Annotated in this window: 16 protein-coding genes; 13 read left to right on the top strand and 3 right to left on the bottom strand. The window is 58.0% G+C overall.

Annotated elements, in window-relative coordinates; all coding sequences use genetic code 11:
• Positions 1-41 precede the first annotated feature (41 nt).
• The 9 genes from XI09_RS11960 to XI09_RS11920 all read left to right on the top strand — a co-directional run bounded on the left by XI09_RS11960 (position 42) and on the right by XI09_RS11920 (position 10,988).
• Positions 42-1,082, top strand: coding sequence for an IS110 family transposase (locus XI09_RS11960; RefSeq protein ID WP_271567017.1), 1,041 nt, complete (start codon positions 42-44; stop codon positions 1,080-1,082).
• Between the two features lie 793 nt (positions 1,083-1,875).
• Positions 1,876-2,928, top strand: coding sequence for an extracellular solute-binding protein (locus XI09_RS11955; protein ID WP_271567016.1), 1,053 nt, complete (start codon positions 1,876-1,878; stop codon positions 2,926-2,928).
• Between the two features lie 91 nt (positions 2,929-3,019).
• Positions 3,020-3,901, top strand: a complete 882-nt coding sequence (locus XI09_RS11950; RefSeq protein ID WP_271567015.1) for an ABC transporter permease — start codon at positions 3,020-3,022, stop codon at positions 3,899-3,901.
• Positions 3,891-4,691 (top strand): ABC transporter permease, encoded by an 801-nt coding sequence (locus XI09_RS11945; RefSeq protein ID WP_271567014.1) that lies wholly within the window; start codon positions 3,891-3,893, stop codon positions 4,689-4,691. Before XI09_RS11950 ends, XI09_RS11945 begins: the two co-directional genes overlap by 11 nt.
• 11 nt (positions 4,692-4,702) lie before the next feature.
• Positions 4,703-5,797 carry an ABC transporter ATP-binding protein gene (locus XI09_RS11940; RefSeq protein ID WP_271567013.1) on the top strand — a complete coding sequence of 365 codons (1,095 nt, stop codon included), beginning with the start codon at positions 4,703-4,705 and terminating at the stop codon, positions 5,795-5,797.
• A gap of 381 nt (positions 5,798-6,178) precedes the next feature.
• Positions 6,179-7,603: an amidohydrolase gene (locus XI09_RS11935; protein ID WP_271567012.1), complete on the top strand. Its 1,425-nt coding sequence runs from the start codon at positions 6,179-6,181 to the stop codon at positions 7,601-7,603.
• A gap of 25 nt (positions 7,604-7,628) precedes the next feature.
• Positions 7,629-8,306, top strand: a complete 678-nt coding sequence (locus XI09_RS11930; RefSeq protein ID WP_271567011.1) for an aspartate/glutamate racemase family protein — start codon at positions 7,629-7,631, stop codon at positions 8,304-8,306.
• A gap of 160 nt (positions 8,307-8,466) precedes the next feature.
• A complete protein-coding gene (locus XI09_RS11925) occupies positions 8,467-9,618 on the top strand; it encodes a CaiB/BaiF CoA transferase family protein (RefSeq protein WP_271567010.1) in 1,152 nt (383 codons plus the stop codon).
• A 182-nt stretch (positions 9,619-9,800) separates the two neighbouring features.
• Entirely contained in the window at positions 9,801-10,988 is a 1,188-nt protein-coding gene (locus XI09_RS11920; protein ID WP_271567009.1) for an acetyl-CoA C-acyltransferase, read from the top strand.
• A 118-nt stretch (positions 10,989-11,106) separates the two neighbouring features.
• On the opposite strand, the gene XI09_RS11915 is transcribed toward XI09_RS11920, so the two are convergent.
• Positions 11,107-12,261 carry an ABC transporter substrate-binding protein gene (locus tag XI09_RS11915; RefSeq protein WP_271567008.1) on the bottom strand — a complete coding sequence of 385 codons (1,155 nt, stop codon included), beginning with the start codon at positions 12,259-12,261 and terminating at the stop codon, positions 11,107-11,109.
• 674 nt (positions 12,262-12,935) lie between these two features.
• Between XI09_RS11915 and XI09_RS11910 the strand changes: the two genes are divergently transcribed.
• From XI09_RS11910 to XI09_RS11900, 3 genes are all read left to right on the top strand, one after another.
• Positions 12,936-13,826, top strand: coding sequence for a 3-keto-5-aminohexanoate cleavage protein (locus XI09_RS11910; protein WP_271567007.1), 891 nt, complete (start codon positions 12,936-12,938; stop codon positions 13,824-13,826).
• 13 nt (positions 13,827-13,839) lie between these two features.
• Positions 13,840-15,303, top strand: a complete 1,464-nt coding sequence (locus XI09_RS11905) for a 3-hydroxyacyl-CoA dehydrogenase NAD-binding domain-containing protein (protein ID WP_271567006.1) — start codon at positions 13,840-13,842, stop codon at positions 15,301-15,303.
• A 348-nt stretch (positions 15,304-15,651) separates the two neighbouring features.
• On the top strand, positions 15,652-16,434 hold the full coding sequence (locus XI09_RS11900; protein WP_271567005.1) for a carnitinyl-CoA dehydratase: 783 nt from the start codon (positions 15,652-15,654) through the stop codon (positions 16,432-16,434).
• 557 nt (positions 16,435-16,991) lie between these two features.
• On the opposite strand, the gene XI09_RS11895 is transcribed toward XI09_RS11900, so the two are convergent.
• A complete protein-coding gene (locus XI09_RS11895; protein WP_271567004.1) occupies positions 16,992-18,671 on the bottom strand; it encodes an MFS transporter in 1,680 nt (559 codons plus the stop codon).
• A 1,106-nt stretch (positions 18,672-19,777) separates the two neighbouring features.
• Between XI09_RS11895 and XI09_RS11890 the strand changes: the two genes are divergently transcribed.
• On the top strand, positions 19,778-19,987 hold the full coding sequence (locus XI09_RS11890; RefSeq protein ID WP_442869575.1) for a transposase domain-containing protein: 210 nt from the start codon (positions 19,778-19,780) through the stop codon (positions 19,985-19,987).
• A 182-nt stretch (positions 19,988-20,169) separates the two neighbouring features.
• Here XI09_RS11890 and XI09_RS11885 read toward each other — a convergent pair whose 3' ends face one another.
• Positions 20,170-20,952: an SDR family oxidoreductase gene (locus tag XI09_RS11885; RefSeq protein WP_271567003.1), complete on the bottom strand. Its 783-nt coding sequence runs from the start codon at positions 20,950-20,952 to the stop codon at positions 20,170-20,172.
• Between the last annotated feature and the right edge of the window lie 301 nt (positions 20,953-21,253).

Raw genomic sequence — 21,253 nt, 5'->3', positions numbered from 1 at the left:
ACGTGGTCGTTGTTCGAACGCCACAAAGGAGGGGCCGTTCCGTGAAACAAGTTAGCACCATCGGGTTAGATTTGGCCAAGCACGTTTTCCAGGTTCACGGCGCGGATGCGGAGGGCTCGCCCGTGTTCAACAGGAAATTGCGGCGCAGCGAGGTTCTGCGCTTCTTCGAGAAACTGCCACCATGCCTGGTGGGGATGGAAGCCTGCGGTAGCGCCCACTATTGGGCGCGCGAGATCGCAGCTCTCGGTCATGAGGTGCGGCTTATTCCGCCGGCTTATGTCAAACCCTTCGTAAAGCGAGGCAAAACGGATGCGGCGGACGCAGAGGCCATCAGCGAAGCGGTGACCCGCAAGACCATGCGCTTCGTCCCGATCAAGACGGCCGAGCAACAGGCTGCCGCGATGGTGCTGAAGACCCGCGCCCTTCTAGTGCGGCAGCGAACGCAGGCGGTCAACGCGTTGCGCGCGCATCTGGCTGAATTGGGCATCATCGCCACCGCTGGCCTGGCAAAGGTTGAGGCGCTGATCGCAATCGTACGGGATGAGACAGATGCTCGCCTGCCCGCAGCAGCGCGCTTCGCGCTGAGGGCTATTGCCGACGAGATTGAAGCTTCAGCCGACCAAATCGAGAGGCTCGAGCGCGCGATTGTTGTGGAGACCAAGCACGACGAGGATATGCGTCGGTTGACCACGATACCTGGCGTCGGCGCCATCACGGCGGCGACGATCAAGGCGCTCGTGCCGGATCCCGGCGGGTTCAAGTCGGCTCGCCACTTTGCCGCCTGGCTCGGATTGACGCGGCCGCCTCATTCAAGCGGAGGCAAAGAGCGACTGGGAGGAATATCGAAGATGGGCAATCCGGAACTCCGCTCTCTGCTCGTTGTCGGGGCGACGGCCGTCTTGCGAGTTGTCCGAAACGACGCTCGGGCGCGGCCGTGGCTGAAGGCGCTTCTCGCCAGACGGCCCTTCAAGGTTGCCGCGGTCGCGCAGGCCAACAAGACGGCGCGGATCATCTGGGCGCTTCTGAACAAGGGCGGGACGTACCGACGTCCCGACCCGCTGACTGCCGCGGCCGCCGTCTGATGGACGCAGTGACCGCCAAAGCGATCTGACCGGCGCAGGCCGGCAGAGGGCAAGGTGCAACAACAGCCGATGAACCCATGGGACGACATCCCGAAACGAGTGAAGCTACTGCCCCCAATGCGCTCAAACGCGTAAACTTGATTTAGCCCCTCGTTCCGCGGATCTCATCGAGGCCAGCGGCCATGTGCCGCGCGCAAAGGCCGGACATATGACCGCACCGTTCCAATGTGTGAAATCGACTGAAAAAGCTCTTGCCACGCGGGCCGTTCCACGGGGCAAGGTCAGCGGCTTCGAGGATGGTCCCGAGGGACCGGCAGCACCAGCTATCTTGCTCCTAGCGGCTCGGCGTAAGCGTGGCGCCGGGCTTAGATCTCAGCCATCCGGAGAGCCGATGGATTGTGCATCCTCCAGGAAATCGGTACGAAAAACATCGCGGACAAGCAATCGCGCGCACGTTTTCTGCGTTATTGGTGTGAAATTTTGATGAAAGCGTTTTCTGCGGGCGGTAGTATCTGATCGTACCGAGCAGATGCTGCAGGTGAGGGTTCCCGGTCGCAGGGGCGGGGGGCAAATGTCGGTGGCTCGCAACCTGCATTGAAATTCGGAGCGCGTTTCATGGGGGCGGCGATTCGCGGCACCGAGTTCACTAAGGACGTTGCCCGGAGCTTCGCTGCGCTAATATGGATTCTGCTCTTGGCTTGCCGCTGAAGAAGAGCGTACGGCCGGGTAGTTGTCGAGCTTGAGGCGAGCCACTTCACATTTATCGGTTGCGAAAAAGCGAGGAGAGCCCGACATGCAGAGGCGTACATTCCTAAAAATCGCCACGGCAGCCGCAGCTGGCGCTCTGGCTGCCCCCTTTGTCCGCGCTCAGTCCAAAAAATTTGCGGGCGTTACATTACGTGTAAACGGCTTCGGCGGCGCCTGGGACGAGGCCCTCAGAAAGAGTGTCGTGGCGCCACTTGAGGAGAAATACGGGCTAAAGGTTCAATTCACCGCGGGCTCCACATCGGCGGACCTCATCAAGCTGATCGCGAACAAGGATGATCCTCCCTATGACTTGTTCATGGCCGATAGCCCGTACATGATCGAGCTCCTTAAGGCTGGTGTGGTCGAGAAGATCAGAGAGTCAGACGTTCCTAACGTCAAACGGATCCTGCCAGGGTTCCGTGAGTACGGCGACTTCGGTGTGCCATTCGCCGTCTCGTCAGTCGTTCCAGTTTACAATTCAAAATACATCAAGCAGCCTCTCACATCTTATTCAGATATTGCGCGCTCCGATCTGGCTGCTCGCGTGGTCATTCCTGCCCCGACCCTTGACACTGCGACGCTATACCTTCTTGGGCTTGCCGAGGAAAACGGCGGATCGATTTCGAACATGGAGGCGGCGTTCAAGGCGCTGGCAGCCGCGAAGCCGAACATCGTCGCGCTCGCGCAAGCAACCGTGGCTGAAATGCAGATGTTCCAAAACGAAGAGGTCTATGCAGGGATTTTCTGGGACGGCCGCGCTCACGAGCTGCGCACGAAGGGCGTTCCCATTGTCACCGTGGTGCCGCCTAACGGAGTTTACTCAGTCAGCGCTTACATGAACGTTATCAAGCGCACCAAGTATCCGGAAGCCGCGCACGCGTTTGCTGAGCAATTGCTCTCCGATGTCGGTATGCTCGCAATTCCTGAAGCGCTCCGGTACGGCGTGACGACCGATGTCAAATTGCCGGACGACCTTCGCAAGGACCTTCTGTTCAACTCGCCTGAGCGCACTGCGTTAAAAAAGAAAATTGATTGGGAAAGGTGGATCGCAGACCGCAGTACTCGGATCGAGCGGGTCAACAAGATTACTCGCACCTGAGAACGCTGACGTACCGCCTTGCGCGCATCTTTTTTGTGCGCGTAACAACGTCATTAACGGATGCCCACATGCAAGCTTCGAAAGGTCCATCGTGAAGGAACCTCTCTTCGATCGCCGAATCATAACCGCATCTCTGTTGCTCGCCCCAATGGTCTTGCTTCTCATCGGCTGTTTGGTTGTTCCGTTATTGGGATTGCTGCGATCGAGCTTCTTGCCCGGTAGTCATCTTCTCGAGGGAAGCGGGTTCACGTTGGACCAATATGTCCGGTTCTTTTCAGATTCCTACTACACGTCAGTGCTGGTGGAGACGTTCATCGATGGGTTCATCGTTAGCCTAATCTGTTTGGTCATTGGCTTTCCTACCGGATATTCGCTCGCTCGCCTTCCGCCATCGGCGCGACGATGGCGGACGCTCATCGTCATCATGCCGCTGACGCTCAGTCTCGTGGTCGTTGTGTTCGGCTGGTTGATCATCCTTGGCCGTAACGGCTTCGTCAATTCACTGCTCGTGACGCTCGGCGTCATCCCTTCACCGCGAATCTTCCTATTTACTCGTCCAGCTGTGATGATCGTTTTGGTGCAGCAGTTTCTTCCGTTCATGATCCTGTCTGTTATGAGTGTCATTACTCAAATTGATCCAGTGCTTGAGCAGGCGGCTGCAAACCTGCGCGCCAATCGCTTCACGACCTTTAGAAGAATTATCATCCCGCTCGCGGTCCCCGGCATTCTCGTTGGCTTCAACCTTGTCTTCGTGCTGTCGATTTCGGCGTTCATCACGCCGCGTCTGATCGGCGGGAATCGCGTTGTTATGCTCGGAAGCCTCATCTATGAGCGCATCATGTCGGAACTGAATTGGCCCTCTGGCGCCGCAATGGCTTTCGTCCTCTTTGTAAGTGGACTGGCCTTTACAGCAGCGCTCAACGCTATAGCCGGCTCTCGTATTATCATCGGACGGGGACGATATGCGCTCTGATCTCATCGACAGTGCGATGGCGGTGTCCGGCGCGTGCATCCGCTGTCTCGTATACACCATTCTCGCGTTACCTGCAGTTCTGGTGATTGTTTCGTCCTTCACCAGCGGTGAGACGATGAATTTTCCGCCAACAGGATTTTCGCTGCGTTGGTATCAGAAGGCTTGGGAAAATGACTTATTTATGAGTGCGCTCTGGACCAGCACGTATGTCGCCGTGCTCGTCGCTGTCGTTGCGCTGGTAATCGGCTTTGCTAGCGCATTCGCCATCAACCGGTTTTCATTCCCGGGAAAAGCATTCCTTCAGGGACTTGCGTTCTCACCATTGATTGTCCCTGCTGTCGTGCTCGGCATCGGGCTACTGCAACTGTTTGCAGGATTGGGGCTCACACGAACTATCTACCCGCTACTCCTGGGCCATCTCGTCCTTGCCATTCCTTACGTCATGCGCACGATCCTGGCGAGTCTTGCCTTGCAACAGCGGGTTCTTGAAGAAGCCGCGATGAATCTCCGAGCCACCCCACTGCAGGTCATTCGGCGCATCACATTGCCGCTCATTCTACCCGGCTTACTCTCTGCGGCGATTTTCGCTTTTGTGACGTCGTTCGGAAACGTGACAGTTTCCGCGTTTCTCACCTACGGCGGTAACGTGACCCTGCCGGTGCAGATCTTTGCCTATGTAGACACCAGCTATGATCCACTCGTTGCCGCCGTGTCGAGCATCATGATCTTGGTGACATTTGCGGTCATCTTGACGATCGAGCGTTTGATTGGTGCGGAAAGATTAGCATAGCGAGGTGACGAATGCTGAACCTATCGAAGGAGCGCGAGGCCGCTGTGCGAGATACCAATGATTTTGTCGTCGAGTTGCGCTCCGTTTCCAAACACTACGGTGAGTCGGTCGCTGTCGCGAATGTTTCGTTGGGCGCGCGCCGCGGCGAATTGGTTTGCCTGCTCGGACCATCGGGCTGCGGAAAAACAACGACCTTGCGGATGGTCGCCGGATTCATAGAGCCGACCTCAGGCACTGTGAGCATCAATAATATAGACATGACGCGTCAACCGCCCTATCGGCGGGACACCGGCATGGTGTTTCAGAGCTACGCTTTGTTCCCGCATATGACGGTGGCAGAGAATGTGGCATTCGGGCTCGAAAACCTAAAATGGGCCCGCGCGGAGCGGGAAGAGCGTGTCAAGGAAATGCTCAAGCTGGTCGAGCTGCCGCACCTTGCAGAGCGACTGCCAGGTCAGCTTTCCGGCGGCCAGCAGCAACGTATCGCGTTGGCTCGCGCTCTAGCCATGCGGCCTTCCGTGCTCCTGCTTGACGAGCCGTTCTCAAATCTGGACGCTCAACTTCGGGTGCGTATGCGGGAAGAGCTTCGCGAAGTCATCCGAGGCGTCGACGTTACAACCCTGTTCGTCACACACGACCAGGAGGAGGCGCTCACAATGTCCGACCGCATTGTCGTGATGAATGCGGGTCGGATTGAACAGGTCGGTACGCCGGGTGAGATCTACGAGGCGCCATCGACATCGTTCGTAGCCAAATTCATCGGCTGGTGCTCATTGCTCGTTGGAATCGTGGATGCTGATGGTACCTTCAGGTCAAGCGGCGGACTGTGCCTAAAGGGCAACTGGAGCCCTGGTCCGGGCACAGCGGTTATCCGCCCCGAACAAATCAGGCTTTTCAGTCATGGGGCAAAGGGAGTTGCGCAGAATGCGCGCGTTCTGCAATCACACTATTATGGCGGTGCCACCCGCCTCTTGCTCGACGTGAATGGTGAGCAATTGACGATGCAGGATCGATTCCCGTTCGGACGCCAACCCAAAGTTGGCGACGTCCTCAACATCACCATTTGCATCGAGGATATGCGCATGATTTCAGCCGCAGCATCCTAGACCGCCTCTTCCGCGAGTCCTGTCCGACCCGAGCCTTATGGGGCGGGTGGCCTTGAGCCCTATCTCGAGGCCCTTGCTCAGCGGAATTCTCGATCGCGGGATAGATGTGATCGGCCCCTTGTGGAGTGACAATGAACGCCAGGTCGCGAAAAATCTAGTTTGGTGGTAAACGCGATAGGATTGGGCCGAATTCCTGCGTCGGAGCAGATCAACCGCAGGAATCCATCATTGACTAGGCAGCGATTGACGATCAGCGTTCCCATTCAACGACTAATGTGCCTCTAGCTGACACCCGATGCACCATCCTCATTGCGGGGCTTTGCAATCAGCAGTTAGCTGTTTGTCCCAAACGATGGTCGCCTGATCCGATCGGAGCTAATCATGTTGAGGAACACGAAGCCCGTCTGGGGGCACGTTGAGGCTCATCAGTCGAAGTTTTTCGAGTTAAGTGACCGCATCTGGGATCATCCTGAACTGAACTACCAGGAGTTCTTTGCCCTGAGCGAGCACCGCCAGGCGCTCGCCTCTGAAGGGTTTTCGGTGACGGAGGCGTCAGCTGGGATTCCGACGGCCGTCATGGGCGAAGCAGGCAACGGTGGGCCCGTAATCGCAATACTTGGCGAGTACGATGCGTTGCCGGGTTTGAGCCAGGTGTCTGGTCTCGCTTCAGAGAGACCTCTCGTTCCGGGTGGCTCAGGGCATGGCTGCGGCCACAATATGCTAGGCGCGGCGTCTCTCTTGGCTGCTGTCGCGGTAAAGGATTGGTTGAATGAGGCCGGGCTTCCTGGCCGCGTACGCTATTACGGATGCCCTGCGGAAGAGGGGGGATCTGCAAAAAGTTATCTGGTCCGTGCTGGCGCTTTCGACGACGTTGATGTGGCAATTTGTTGGCATCCTGCCGCCTTTACCGGAGTGTCGCTTCCCGTTTCTTTGGCGTGTGTCGAGATGGAATTCACGTTCCATGGTCATGCAGCACATGCGGCCGCGGTGCCTCATCTTGGCCGGAGCGCGCTTGACGCGGTGGAGCTTATGAACGTCGGCGTAAATTATATGCGCGAGCACATGCCATCTTCGGCACGCGTGCATTACGCGCTCATCGACGGTGGCGGCTTTGCGCCAAACGTAGTTCAGTCGCGAGCGGTCGTGCGCTATGCTATTAGAGCACGCAAACTTGACGACACGTGGGACTTACTGGAACGGGTCAAGAAGATTGCCGAGGGCGCGGCCCTTATGACCGAGACGAGAGTAGAAATAAAACAGCTTTCCGGAGAAGCTAACTTAGTGGCGAATAAGCCCTTGGAAGAAGCGATGCACGCAAACCTTGTTCAGCTGGGAAGCCCCGGATTCGATCGGGCAGACAGAGAATTCGCCGAACAGATTCAGAAAACCTTTTCATCCGATGAAATTCGTTCTTCCTACGAGCGATTCGGATTGCCGGTCGGCGCCGAACCGCTGTGCGAACAGATTTACGAGCTGTCTGGCGTCTCAACCGAGATCATCGCATCGACTGACGTAGGGACTGTGAGCTGGGTTGTCCCCACAGTGCAGTGCCGGATCGCATGTTTTGCAGTCGGAACATCCTACCATTCGTGGCAGCTCGTTGCGCAAGGGAAATCGGCTGCCGCGCATAAGGGAATAGCGCTCGCTGCTAAGGCCATGGCAGGCGTCGCAGCTGACGTCATTTGCGATCGGGACCTCCTTTCCGCAGCAAAGGGCGCGTTTAAGGAGTTTCGCGATAAAAATAGCTTCAGAAATCCAATTGAGATGAAAGCAGAGCCGCCCCTCACGATGTCGGCAACTCGCTAGTGCTGTAATGGTGGAGTGACCTACAATGGCTGAAAAAACACTGGGCATTCTAGAACTCGAGAATGAGCCGGTGAAACATCCCGGGTTCCTCGCAGGTCCGGGAACATTTCAATTTCCGGTCAAGCGCGTAAAGGTTCGCGGTGCGACAGCGCGAAAGGTCACCGAGGGCGACAAATCGGTCAAGCACGAGTACATCAAGTGTGCTCGCCAATTGGAAAGTGAAGGAGTCGCAGCGCTCATCGCGAATTGTGGCTTCGCTGGACTATTCCAGGCCGAGGTATCCGCCGCCGTATCGATACCAGTTGCCCTCTCAAGCCTCCTGTTTGTGCCCTTCGTTGCCCGAACTGTGCCGCCGGGCCGTAAAGTTGGTATTCTCACCTTCGATGCCAGCAAACTGACAGAAGATCACTTTGAGGCGGCGGGCTGGTCGTCCACCGACATAAAGGTCTCTGTGGCGGGAATTGAAGGCAGCGACTCGTGGCGGCGGTTGCTCGAGCCTGTCCCGGACATCGCGCCGAGCGAACTCATCAAGGATGTAATGAACGCGGTGAGGGCTCTCTTGAAGGTCGAGCCTGGTATTGGGGCTTTGGTATTTGAGTGCACTGGCTTTCCAATCGCATCGGAAGCGGTGCGGCGCGAAACTGGTTTGCGTGTAGCCGACTGCGTCGGCCTGGCAAAGATGCTCATCGAAATGAGCCCCTAGAAGTACCGTCCGTCGGCGTTCACCGAGCGCTGCCGTTGAGACCAGAAGCGGCGGTGAGCGTTCATGTGCATCGATCGAGAGAAGTGAGTCGGACAGAGTTTTCGTTTCCGAATACCGGACCTTCCCAGACCTCCATACCGAATATCAAGGTTGCATTTGCATGAGACAGGCCCTTCAAGGAATTACCGTCGTTGCGGTGGAGCAGGCGGTCGCCGCGCCTTATGCTTCCTCCCGCCTCGCGGATGCCGGTGCTCGTGTCATCAAGGTTGAACGGCCCGAGGGGGATTTCGCACGAAATTACGATAATCTCATCAAGGGCCAGAGCGCGTATTTCGTATGGTTGAACCGCGGCAAGGAATCGATCTGCCTTGATCTCACAGTTGAGCAAGACCGTGCAGTTCTCGATGCTATGATCGCGAAGGCGGACGTTTTCCTTCAGAATCTAAAACCTGGCAGCATCGGAAAACTTGGTTTTGGCTCCGCAGATCTTCGTAAGCGTTTTCCCCGCTTGATTACCTGTGACATTTCTGGATTTGGCAATGGCGGCGCCCTGTCGCATTTGAAGGCATATGACCTGATCGTGCAAGGCGAGACGGGACTTTGCGCTATCACAGGGACAACGGATGGTCCGTCGCGCGTCGGCGTATCAGTGTGCGATATATCAGCTGGTATGACTGCTCTAAGCGCAATTTTGCAAGCACTGCTCTTGCGCGAACGCACTGGAGAAGGAACCAGTATTCAAGTATCTCTTTTTGATGCGGTTGCGGACTGGATGAATGTTCCGGTCCTTCAGTTCGATTATAGCGGCTATCATACCGCGCGAGCAGGCGTGAACCACCCGTCGCTAGCGCCATATGGCGCGTACCGCTGCGCCGACGGGAAACAAATCATCTTCTCCGTTCAAAATGATCGCGAGTGGGTCAATTTCTGCGCCAAGTTCCTCAAGAGACCAGAACTTATCCGCCAATCCGGGTTAGCCGACAATATGGAGCGAATCAGGAACCGGGCCGCTCTAGATGAAATCGTCGGCGGTCGCTTCGCGCAAATGTCTAGCGACGAAGCGATGAAACAGTTGGAGGCTGCTGGCTTGGCGTACGGGAGGCTCAACGAGATAGAGGACGTCTGCAAACATCCCCATCTACGGCGGGTACCGGTTTGTACCCCGGCAGGCGAGGTTCATGTAATAGCGCCGGGCGCAATTTTTGCTGAAGAGAAGGCTCCCGCGTTGCCACCTGTACCCGCTCGTGGAGCCCATTCTGAGATATTGCGGAGAGAGTTTGGCAGCCCTTCACGATCCGTGCAGAGCGCATAGAAGTCGCTCACGAACCTAGTTTTGCTTTGCTGGTACAAGCAGTGAGAGGACCCATCCACCGCTGGAATTACCGCCACTCGCCGACAGGGAATAGAACCTCCACGAATTAGTCTCCGCTACGAAATCCACCAGCAGACCCAATCTTCTCATCAACACAGCACGTCACAACAGGAGTTCGTTAAGTGATCGACGCCGTCATTGTTTCCACCGCCCGCACTCCAATCGGCAAGGCCTATCGAGGCGCCCTCAACGCAACGGAGGGCCCAACCTTGCTTGGGCACGCGATCAGCGAAGCCGTTGCCCGCGCCAAGGTCGATCCGAGAGAGGTGGAGGATGTCGTCATGGGAGTGGCGATGCAGCAGGGCGCAACGGGATACAACGTCGCGCGTACCGCGCTGCTGCGCGCGCGGCTACCCGTGAGCGTCGCGGGAACGACCATCGATCGCCAGTGCGCTTCGGGGCTGCAGGCCATCGCGCTCGCGGCGCGTTCGGTGATCTTCGATGGCGTCGAGATCGCCGTCGGTGGCGGTGGTGAGTCGATCTCGCTCGTACAGAACGACAAGATGAACACGTTCCACGGCCAGGACCCGGCGCTGCTCGATCTCAAAGGGGAGGTCTACATGCCCATGATCGACACCGCCGAGATCGTAGCCAAGCGCTACAACATATCGCGCGAGAAGCAGGACGAGTATTCGCTAGAGAGCCAGCGCCGCACGGCGGCCGCCCAACAAGCCGGTAAGTTCAAGGACGAGCTCGCACCGATCACGACCAGGATGGCCGTGACCGACAAGACGACCGGCGCGGTCTCCTTCAAGGACGTGACGCTGTCGCAGGATGAGGGGCCGCGCCCCGAGACTACCGCCGAAGGGCTTGCCGGATTGAAGCCCGTGCGCGGTGAGGGTTTCACGGTCACCGCCGGCAATGCTAGCCAGCTGTCTGATGGCGGCAGCGCGTGCGTGATCATGAGCGACAAGGAAGCCGCCAAGCGTGGGCTGAAGCCACTCGGGATCTTCCGCGGTTTCCTTTCCGCCGGCTGCGAGCCGGACGAGATGGGCATCGGCCCCGTCTTTGCGGTGCCCCGCCTGCTCAAGCGCCATGGGTTGAAGGTTGACGACATCGATCTCTGGGAACTTAACGAGGCCTTCGCGGTGCAGGTGCTCTACTGCCGCGACAAGCTTGGGATTGATCCCGAGAAGATCAACGTCAATGGCGGCGGTATCGCAGTCGGCCATCCCTATGGCATGTCCGGCGCGCGGTTGACCGGTCACGTGCTGATCGAAGGCCGCCGCCGTAAGGCCAAGTACGCGGTCGTGACGATGTGCGTCGGCGGCGGCATGGGCGCCGCTGGCCTGTTCGAGGTCCTACAATAACGCATCGGTCCAGGGCATTCGCGGAAACGCGAATGCCCTGGAATCTCGCGCAACTAACTCTGGAGTCCGGTTTCGTGCGTGCGCGGAATTATAAACACGACTGAGGTCAGAATCCGCATCAGCTTCGGATGATTTTATTCACGCGCTCAATTCGCGAACTGCGATCCGCAATCCACCTTTGCCAATCAACTTTCTTGATTAGGCCTGCCCGCTCGGGGGAGGTGAACAGCAAGTCCTTGCGAAGCTCCTCCGGCACTTTCACGTCGGTGGTTACTTCGTATCGCATTGCGTAGGGTATTCCGAGGATGCCTTGATCGGAGAGCAGCTGGTCTGCGAACGCATGCGCGGCTTCCGGATACTTCATGCCCTTGACGATGTTCATAAAACTTGTGACTGCATATACGCCCTTGGAAGGAACAACAGTCTCGATGGGAACGCCCGCAGCGCGCAACCTGTAGGCACTGCCGGCCCAGAACATACCTGCATAGACTTCTTCGGCCTGAAACATCTGCAATTCAGCGACGCTGGTCTGTGCGAGCGCAACAACATTCGGCTTCGCGGCCGTGAGCACCTTGAACGCTGGTTCCATATCCGAAATCGAGCCACCATTTTCCTCGGCCAGGCCAAGAAGATACAGGCTGCTGGTGTCGAGGGTTGGGGCTGGAATGACCGCGCGGTCCTTGAGATCAGGCCGCGCTATATCCGAGTACGACGTAAGCGGCGTCTTGATATATTTCGAATTGTAAACAGGGACGACGGATGCAATGGCGAACGGCACACCGTAATCACCGAATTCGCGGAACCTGGGACGGATCCGCTTTACGTTGGGAACGTCTGTTTCCTTGATCTCTTCTATACGGCCTGCCTTGAGGAGTTCGACCATGTAAGGACTGTCGGCCTGAAATAGGTCGAACGGTGGATCGTCCTTGTTCGCGATCAGCTTGATGATGTCCGCTGACTGAGTGCCGGCGACGAACTGAACTTTCAGCCCATACTTTTCTTCGAGTGGCGCGGCCACTGTCTTTGTAAGACCCTCGTCCCAGCCGCCGCCGAATCCGTTGACGCGTAATGTAATGCCAGCGAATTTCTTAGATTGCGCATGAACGTAAGGTGCAGCCAGACCGCCGGCTGCGACCGCTGTTGTGATCCTTAGAAACGTTCGCCTTTTCATTTCCGGCCCCCCTTCGCTTCTCTCTGATAAGCGAGCACTCACGTGCTTCTTGGCGAGTCGGAGCAAATCTTGCTGCCGCTTTTGCAGGCTCGCCGCGCTCATCGAACTGGAGCAAATATTTCAGCATTCCGCTCTGGAATTGACTAAAAGTGGCTCTCGCTCAGCAGGAATGCTGCGTCTGAGGGCAAAATGTGAAGCGTTGATGTCGCGGCGCTTATTTAGTTGCTCGCTTATGGGAACATCGTTTCCTTGATGAAAAACGGAAACTATGAGACCTGGAGCAGTCGCCGAGTTATGATCTAGTGACTATTTCTATTGCGAGCCTCCGACCGCAGAATTCGTCGTTGTTGTTGAGTTTGTTCGTAGACGTATCAGTCGAATTCATCTTCCTTCTAAAGCTCGCTCTTGAGGCGATGAGGGCAAGCCGTAGTCGATTGCGCCCTGTACTGCAACAGCGCGGCCGATCCATCATGCGGAAGAGTTGGTTTCGGATTCGATAGCACTTCATCAACTTTAGCGCTTTCCTCCACTGCGGCCTTATCGGGCTGCCGGTCCGGAACGAGATAACTTGCTGCAGATCGCCCGGCTCGCAGTGCGACACTGGTGAAGCAAAAATCGAAGTTTTGACCCCTTAAGCGCAGAATTACTGCTTCACGACGGAGATAATGACCAAATTCAAATTCCGGAGGCGGTAGTAATCATGCAACGCGAAACGATCTTGGATCCGGCTTGCCTTTGGCAACGGTCGAACCTTGAGGAAATTGAGAGGGTAGGGGATGATCTCTGAGGTGTTCATCACTTGTGCGGTCACGGGCGGCGGAGTTTCGGTAGGTAGCCCACATGTGCCGGTCACGCCGGAGCAGATCGCAAACTCGGCCATTGAGGCGACGCGAGCGGGTGCGGCGGTTGTGCACGTTCACGTGCGTAATCCCGACACAGGGCGGGGCTCGCGCGATCCGGCGCTGTTTCGTGATGTGGTGCGCCGCATTCGGGCGTCCGATGTGAACCCGGTGATCAACCTGACTGCGGGAATGGGCGGCGACATTGTGTTGGGTGGGGCGGAGTCCCCCCTGCCGCTGGACCCTGGGACCGATATGGTGGGTGCGCGAGAGCGCTTGGTGCACGTGGAGGAGCTGCGGCCGGAGATCTGCACTTTGGATTGTGGGTCAATGAACTTCGCGACCCGCGACGAGTACATCATGGCCAACACTCCCGGGGCTTTGCGTGCGATGGCTGCGCACGTGAAGGATCTCGGTGTTCGTCCTGAGCTCGAGGTGTTCGACGCCGGTCATCTGGTGATGGTGCACGATCTGGTTGAGGCGAAGCTCATCGAGGATCCTCCGCTGATCCAGTTGTGCATGGGGATTCGCTACGGTGCGCCGGACGATCCGACCACGCTCATGGCCCTGGTGCACCGACTGCCGCCGCGCGCTATCTACTCGGCTTTTTCGGTCGGGCGGATGCAGCTTCCGTACGTGGCTTTGGCGCCGCTGGTGGGGGCGAACGTGCGAGTAGGGTTAGAGGACAATCTCTACCTTTCCCGCGGGCGGCTTGCGACCAACGCCGAGCTCGTGGAGCGGGCGGTGCAGATTCTTGAGCGGGTGGGGGTGCGGGTGATGAGCCCGGATGAGGTGCGTGAGAAGCTCGCGCTGCGGACTCATGGGTGAGGTTTCAAGGCTCATGTCTGAAAGGATGCCGCGAACGGTCGGGTTGCTTGGAGGCGGGGTGATCGGCGGCGGGTGGGCTGCCCGGTTTCTCCTCAACGGAGTGAACGTCCGGCTATACGACCCGTCACCCGGTGCGGTCGAGTATGTGCAGAAAATGCTCGCCAGCGCGCGCCGGGCGTATCGGCGGCTGACGCCGCTGCCGCTGCCGCCTGAAGGGGCGCTGACCGTGGCGGAGACGGTTGCGGAAGCGGTGCATGGTGTGGAGCTAGTGCAGGAGTCTGCGCCGGAGCGCTTGGAGCTCAAGCAGGAGTTGCTCGCGGCTGCCGATCGGGAGACTGCGCCCGATACCCTGATCTGCTCCTCGACCTCGGGTTTGCGGCCATCATTGCTGCAGGCGCGGATGCAACATCCCGATCGCCTGCTCGTAGCGCATCCGTTCAACCCGGTATACCTTCTGCCGCTGGTCGAACTATGCGCCGGGCAAGGCGCTGCACCTGAGACGCTGGCGCGGGCGGCGGAGATCTATCGGGCGGTGGGGATGCATCCCATCGTGGTACGCAAAGAGATGGACGGCTTCATCGCGAACCGATTGCAGGAGGCGATGTGGCGCGAGGCGCTTTGGCTGGTGCACGACGACGTTGCCACCGTGCAAGAGGTCGATGACGCGATCCGATACTCCTTCGGGCTGCGCCGGGCGGTCGTGGGACCCTTCCGCGTTGGCGGTGGTGGGACTGGCATGCGTCAGTTCCTGGAGAAATGGGGACCCGGGCTGAAGTGGCCATGGACGAAGCTCACCGACGTGCCAGAACTCACTGACTCGTTCGTGAATAAACTCGTCAAGCAAACCGACGCACGGGACGAGAACCCGACGGGTCCAGAGCTGGAGCAGAAGCGCGACGAGTGCCTCGTGGCCGTGCTGCAGGGATTGCGCTCACAGAACTATGGCGCCGGCGAGACGCTTGCGCGCTGGGAACGAAATCTGCGCAACCGCATCGCGATGCCCACTGGCGGTCCTGGTCCACTGCGGATGCCAACTATAGAGATGCCGTCTGATTGGCTTGACTACAACAGTCACGTCACAGAAAAGCGCTATCTTGAGCTATGCGGCTACGGCACCGAGAACCTGCTCCGTTACATCGGCATCGATGACGCCTACCGATCAGAACATGGCAGTTACTATACGCTTGAGACGCACCTGTCCCACCTCCGGGAATTGCACGCCGGCGACCGTGTTCAGGTGCTTACGCAGATCCTGGGCGCCGACGATAAATGCCTTCACCTCTTTCATGTGCTTAGACGCGAGGGTGACGAGGTGCAGGTGGCCACTGGCGAGCAGATATTGATTCACGTCAAGGCTGGTGCTGGATGCAGCGGACCCGTGCAGGGCAATGTCAGAAAGCGCGTGCTTGAGTTGGCGCGGGAGCACGCGGAGCTACCCCGTCCAGAGCGCGCCGGCGCAAGCATCAGGCTACGCTGAGCAGAGAACTCGAAAAGAGCTCAGCGAATTCGATTGTAGGTGGAGTACGTGGTCGAGCCCGCCGGTATTTGCGGCGGTACCAGGCTGTTCTTGATAGAACGCCTCGCCGCGTCCGGCTTGCTTCCTAATGTTGGGTGATCGGGAGCGCGACGCACCGAAAGCTTACCCGTCTTCTGCGAGGCTAACTGTGGCTGACCAAAGGCCGATATGGCGGCGGATATCGCCCTCCCTGATGTACGCTATCTTCCGAATGTCGCCACCGGCAGACTTGGCGGTTTCCCCCTGAGTGTCTACGCCGAAGGCAGGGTGCCTTGATCGGTGCTGCGTTGCTTGTGCTAGGAGAGAATAATGGCCGAGATCATAACCGTCCGCCGCGAAGGTTCGATCCTGGAAGTCACGCTAGATCGGCCGAAGGCCAATGCTATCGATTTAGCGACGTCGCAGCTGATGGGGAAAACATTCAAGGCGTTCCGCGACGATTCGAACCTACACGTCGCCATCCTCAAAACCGCCGGCGACAAGTTCTTCAGCGCCGGCTGGGACCTCAAGGCAGCGACTACGGCGGACTCTACCAACCTCGACTATGGCGTCGGCGGATTTGGCGGGCTGCAGGAACTGCGCGACCTAAACAAGCCAGTGCTCGCCTGCGTAAACGGCATGGCAGTCGGCGGCGGCTTCGAGCTGGCACTATCCTGCGATTTGATTTATGCATCGGATCATTCTTCTTTTGCGCTACCGGAAATCCGCGCCGGAGTGCTCGCCGACGCGGCGACCATCAGGCTGCCGAAACGCATCCCTTATCATGTCGCCATGGAACTGCTCCTCACGGGCCGCCGCATGGACGTCGCCGAAGCGCATCGCTGGGGTCTGGTCAATGAGGTACTCCCCAAAGAAAAGCTTGAGGATCGCGTCTGGGAGCTCGCGCGGCTGCTCGCCAGTGGACCGCCACTGGTCCTTGCCGCTATCAAAGAGACGGCGCGCGTGGCTGAAACGCTAAGCTTTCAGGACGCCATGAATCGCGTGGCACGACGCCAGCTTGCCACAGTCGAGGCCTACGGCCGCTCAGAGGACAGACTTGAGGGACCTCGGGCCTTTGCAGAAAAGCGTAATCCAATTTGGAAGGGAAGATAGCGTTCTGGGAGCTGGCTGCATCGTCCGGTGGGTTTCGCCTACCGGGAAATTGGATCAGGGATGCCACTTTGCGGCTGGCATCCACCGAAGCAATTGCCTTAAGAACAACAGATCTATCTCCTACGCCGCATTTGTCACCCGCGCACATAACTCCCAATGTGATGAACGAATCCGCGCTGGTGAGGTGCAATCCCAATCTTAGGAAGCCTATCTCGGAGGTAGCTCTCTGCTCGGCAGCTCGTATGTCGAGTTCAGTCGCGCCTCAAATGAAACCTCTCTGGCATCCGAATTTTAGATCGCCACTCGAAGTTCCGGTTTGCCCACGACCGAATTCTGAAACCGTCTATATCGCTGTTCAAACGGAGATCGTGGCAAGTTTTCCGATTTTGCCATGATGCCGCTTGAACGCATGGAAATCGCTTCATCAGAATAACTGCGCCTGCATCGAAGCCAGCTGCGCCTCCTCGCCTCGTCCGCTCGCAGCTCATTCTTGAAATATAGACGTTCTCGTGCGGAGCAGAAGCGAGATGTCTAATCCAAGCGAACGACAACTGCTGCTACCCAAGGTACTTAGAACTACCGCGGATGGCGTCCTCTGCGGCGGGGTTTGGCTCATCTTCTTTCCAAGGCACTGAGCCGAATGGACGCTCTAGCATGCGTCTGACCCGCACGGGCGCGGGACCTACGTGGAAAGCCGTAGCCTGCCGATCTAGCGCACGTTCCGACTGTGTCGCGCGGTTGCGCTGGCGCAAGTAGTCGAGCCATGTCGGGCAGTGATAACGTTCTGTCCAAAGTTCGGGATCGGCAATGTCGCGGGCAACCGACCAGCCATACGCTCCATTACGTTGGCGAAAGAGTTGGATGTCCTGCATCAAATTGTAGAAAGCGCGCGCGTTCTCCTGCGTGACCCGATACTCGATCTCCACCACGAGGGGGCCGCTGCGTCCGGTCAGGGGCAGTCGTACTTTGGGGTCCTCGAGCTTTTCAGGTTCGTCACCGAGTTCGCGGATCGGCGGCATGGGTAGCCAAAGCCCGAGGAGGGGGGAGACGAGCAACAAAACGGCCGCGACTAAGAGCGCCATCTCGACCCCAGCGAAATCGGTAAGGCGACCCCAGCCCCAGCTACCGATCGCAGCACCACCCGAACTTGCTGCCTGATAGGCCGCAAGTGATCGTCCCGCTACCCATCTGGGCGCGGATAGTTGCACGGCAAGGCTGAACAGCACCCAGGATATCATCCAGACGGCCCCCGCCAAAGCAAGTGCTGCAGCCGTAAGAATCGGCACGTGGCTCAGGGCCAGTGCAGCAACTGCACCGCCCATGGAGAGCGAGCAGGCGCGGATCGCCGCCTCACCGCTCATCCGCTTTCGTACTTGAGTGATGTTGAGCGCTCCGACGACGGCGCCAAAACCAAAGGCGCTGAGCATCATGCCATAGATCTCGGCGCCTCCATGCAGTAGATCGCGGGCAACTAGCGGCGTCAGCGCTAGAACGGCGCCTCCGATCACGCCCAAAACCATCGCGCGGCTCAACACGATCATAATCGAAGGCGAATGGATTATGTACCGCACACCTGAAACGATGGCACGATGGAGGTTTTCGGGCGGCAGGCGCGAAGGTTCTGTAACGCGTTTCCATAAAAACAGGGCAAGCATCAGCGGCAGATAAAGCAGCGCGTTAAGCGCGAACGCAGCCACAGCACCGGCGATTGCAACAACGATTCCGCCGATCGCGGGACCCGCGCTGCGCGCTATATTCCAGCTAATGCTGTTCAGCGCGACTGCTGCTGGTAGCGCTTCCGACGGCACCTGCTCGCTCACAGAAGATTGCCAGGCAGGGTCCATTAACGCGGCTCCGCTGCCAACGACGAAGCACAGCGCCAACAGCAAGTTTGGCGTAACCAAGCCGAACCAGGCGAGCGTTGTCAGCGCGGTTGCACCTACGAGCGAGATGCCGAGCGAAACCAGGCACACGACGCGACGGTCATACATGTCGGCGATCGCGCCGGCCGGCATCGAGATCAGCATGACTGGCAGCATCAGTGCAGTCTGCACCAGTGCGACCATATCCGCCGCGGATGTCATCTGCGTCATTGCCCAAGCTGCGCCTACGCTCCTTATCAAGGCCCCCAAGTTGGAGAGCAGGCTTGCCAACCAGATGCGCCGGAAGGTGGCTTGGCGGAGCGGAGCGATGATGCCATCAGCGCTAGACGCGTTGGACTTGGGTTTGTCCGTCATGTGGAGATCGCGTTATGCTGAATGGCAAGGCTGCCGTCTTCGCCTGGCGACCGGAGCCTTGATCGCTAAGCTGATTGGACCGGCAGATGTCAGCGAGGTGCGCGCTAGTAGACGCCCCCGGGTACCATTGCTGTGTCGTCGGCGGTCAGCGCGATTGCGCCGCAAATATAGTCGACCGCGAGTGAGACCATTAGTGCCGACTAGCAGGAAGGCGAGTTCGAAGGGGCGGCTGATAACTACGCCACTCGCCCGATCGGCCGCAGCAAGGCCCAAGTATGACGTAAGTGGCTGCCAGCAGTGTTTCAGATCGTGCAGCAGAACAACACGTGAGACGCTCAATGGCGCGACATGCTGGCCGTATTCGCTGAATCGAGGAAGAACTCGTCCTGCTTTGGGACCATCTGAGCTCTTCATCACTTCGATCGGGCCAACTTCGAGGCGCTCAAGGATGCAGGCTCGATCGGCCTGGAAGAGATCAGACTGGGGATTGCCACTCGTGATCATTGTTCTGCAAAATCGCCCCAAATCCCGGCCATGAATTCGGGATTCAATGCGTCGGTGCCTCGCTCTTTGCAACTTCGTCCGCATTTCGGCGGTTGCTTGCTCTCGGCAGCTTGTTTAGGGAAGCCGGGCCTTTCAATGCGCATTGGAAGACATTACAGGCCTGCCAACATGAACTTGACTAAAATTCGCGCTCGGGCAGTAGAAATCCTGCGTTTGATCGCCAAAAGTGAAGCTTCATGTCGCTGACTTCACATCAACGGGAGCACGCCACCAGGAACTGGCCGAGCTTTGAAGCAATTGCGCAGCGGACCCCAAGCTCGGCCGCCTAGCCTTCGGAATTGCTCCTGAATTGTGAGCCGGCGTGCCTGTCATTCTCACGCGGAGAGGCGAGTAAACATCAGACGCAGAAAAGGACCAACGGTCGCTGTGCAGCCCTGCACGAGAAGCAATTGCGGCTGCTGAAGCGGACCTGCAGGCGAGATTCGTGAGATGCAGCAATCGATCGAGCCTTTCTCGTAAGCTGCTCCAGCGACGCCCGCGAGTCACCTCTTGGAAGAATTCTGACTGCAGGTCCTGATCGAAGCGTACAGCGCGCCGCGGCCATGGACAGCTTGATCCTCACGGGCAAAATACGCGGTGTCGCTCCGCCAGCTTGGCTCGTCGATGTTCTCACGCCCATCCGTGCCCGTCCGCCTCGTGAGTTCGCCGAACTTCTGCCCTGGGATTGGATCTCGGCATTAGCGATTTCCTGGAAGGCACAAATCTACAACCGAGTCGAGCGAGCTCGTATCATTCCAGACGGTATTTCTTGAGCCCTTGCCCATCGGTTGGCGCACGAGCCGATGAATGAAAGAATGCAATTTTCTACTACGCGCTTCCTTAGCAGCTTAAGAGCAATGAAATGAGGTGCGTTTGGTAAACAGAGCCTTGCTCTTTCTGGCGACAACTAAGACTGTCGACTGGCGACCAGCGGCCAGAAACACAAGCTTAGCAGCTAGCTACTGGCACTTGCTCCAAGATCGACCGTGATGCACTCGCCGTTGATTCCGGATGCACAAGGGCTCACAAGAAAGCCAATGGTCGCCGCGACCTCCCGAACATCGACGAAGCGATCACCAGGCTGTGACGCGCGGAATAGGGCGATGACCTCTTCGGTGCTTATGCCTCGAGTGGCCGCCTGCGCTTCCAGCTGACCACGCATCAGCGCCGTATCCATCCAGCCGGGCGCGACAGCGTTGACAGTAAGGCCATGCGCGCCACCCTCGAGAGCGGCGGTACGGACTAAGCCAAGAACTCCGTGCTTTGCGGCGCAATATGCAGCCTTTTGGCGTCCACCTCCAAAGCTCGCGATTGAGGCCGTGACCACAATACGACCGCCGGCGGACTTCGTCAGTGCCGGCCATGCCGTCTTCATCGCATGAAATGGTCCGTCCAGCATCACGGCATTAAGCCGATCCCACTCGGCGTCTGGAAACTGATCGAGCGGTGCAATAAATTGACATCCAGCATTCAATACAAGAATGTCGAGACGTCCTGAAATCGTGAGCACATGCGCGACCATATCACGATTCCCACTCGCAGTAGCGAGATCGGCGTGGAAGACGCCCTCGCCAACCATGTCAACACCATGCACGTCCGCTCCCCGTTCGGATAGTTCATCCATAATGGCCTTTCCAAGCCCCCCCGAGGCGCCGGTCACGAGCGCAACTCGGCCTTGCAGCGACCATCCAGGCGCGCGACCCTGTGGTTTGTTGGTGTCCCAATCGAAGTTCGCCATTCGTTTCTCTGCCAGTGGTAGCCTAGCAAATGGACGACATGATTAGTGACCGTCCGACGGCCGGTGTTCGGAATAAAACACTTAGAATCGGGCTTTGCCGAGCAAAGTATAAGCGCGGTGTACGTAGAATTCCCGCAAACTTGGAGCTATTTGGCAGGAGATCTGCGCATCCATAGATGTGAAGCCGTCTCGGGGTCACAAAGCGATCGAACGGCTCCACTAGAACCTATCTCAAAATTGAAGATCAGCGTCGATCGGCTATAAAGGAAAGATGATTCGGCTGACGGACGAGCAATGGGAG

It is taken from the genome of Bradyrhizobium sp. CCBAU 11386 (genome assembly GCF_028128955.1).
GTDB lineage: Bacteria > Pseudomonadota > Alphaproteobacteria > Rhizobiales > Xanthobacteraceae > Bradyrhizobium.
Note: the sequence above shows the minus strand (reverse complement) of the source record. Positions and strands in the feature narration are given on the sequence as shown.

What these genes read in the sequence shown, in the direction of transcription:
- XI09_RS11890 (WP_442869575.1), top strand. Translation starts at nt 19,778, where the DNA reads ATGGACAGCTTGATCCTCACGGGCAAAATACGCGGTGTCGCTCCGCCA.
- XI09_RS11935 (WP_271567012.1), top strand. Translation starts at nt 6,179, where the DNA reads ATGTTGAGGAACACGAAGCCCGTCTGGGGGCACGTTGAGGCTCATCAG.
- XI09_RS11885 (WP_271567003.1), bottom strand. Translation starts at nt 20,952, where the DNA reads ATGGCGAACTTCGATTGGGACACCAACAAACCACAGGGTCGCGCGCCT.
- XI09_RS11945 (WP_271567014.1), top strand. Translation starts at nt 3,891, where the DNA reads ATGCGCTCTGATCTCATCGACAGTGCGATGGCGGTGTCCGGCGCGTGC.
- XI09_RS11905 (WP_271567006.1), top strand. Translation starts at nt 13,840, where the DNA reads ATGTCTGAAAGGATGCCGCGAACGGTCGGGTTGCTTGGAGGCGGGGTG.
- XI09_RS11900 (WP_271567005.1), top strand. Translation starts at nt 15,652, where the DNA reads ATGGCCGAGATCATAACCGTCCGCCGCGAAGGTTCGATCCTGGAAGTC.
- XI09_RS11915 (WP_271567008.1), bottom strand. Translation starts at nt 12,261, where the DNA reads ATGAGCGCGGCGAGCCTGCAAAAGCGGCAGCAAGATTTGCTCCGACTC.
- XI09_RS11930 (WP_271567011.1), top strand. Translation starts at nt 7,629, where the DNA reads ATGGCTGAAAAAACACTGGGCATTCTAGAACTCGAGAATGAGCCGGTG.
- XI09_RS11955 (WP_271567016.1), top strand. Translation starts at nt 1,876, where the DNA reads ATGCAGAGGCGTACATTCCTAAAAATCGCCACGGCAGCCGCAGCTGGC.
- XI09_RS11925 (WP_271567010.1), top strand. Translation starts at nt 8,467, where the DNA reads ATGAGACAGGCCCTTCAAGGAATTACCGTCGTTGCGGTGGAGCAGGCG.
- XI09_RS11895 (WP_271567004.1), bottom strand. Translation starts at nt 18,671, where the DNA reads ATGACGGACAAACCCAAGTCCAACGCGTCTAGCGCTGATGGCATCATC.
- XI09_RS11910 (WP_271567007.1), top strand. Translation starts at nt 12,936, where the DNA reads ATGATCTCTGAGGTGTTCATCACTTGTGCGGTCACGGGCGGCGGAGTT.
- XI09_RS11940 (WP_271567013.1), top strand. Translation starts at nt 4,703, where the DNA reads ATGCTGAACCTATCGAAGGAGCGCGAGGCCGCTGTGCGAGATACCAAT.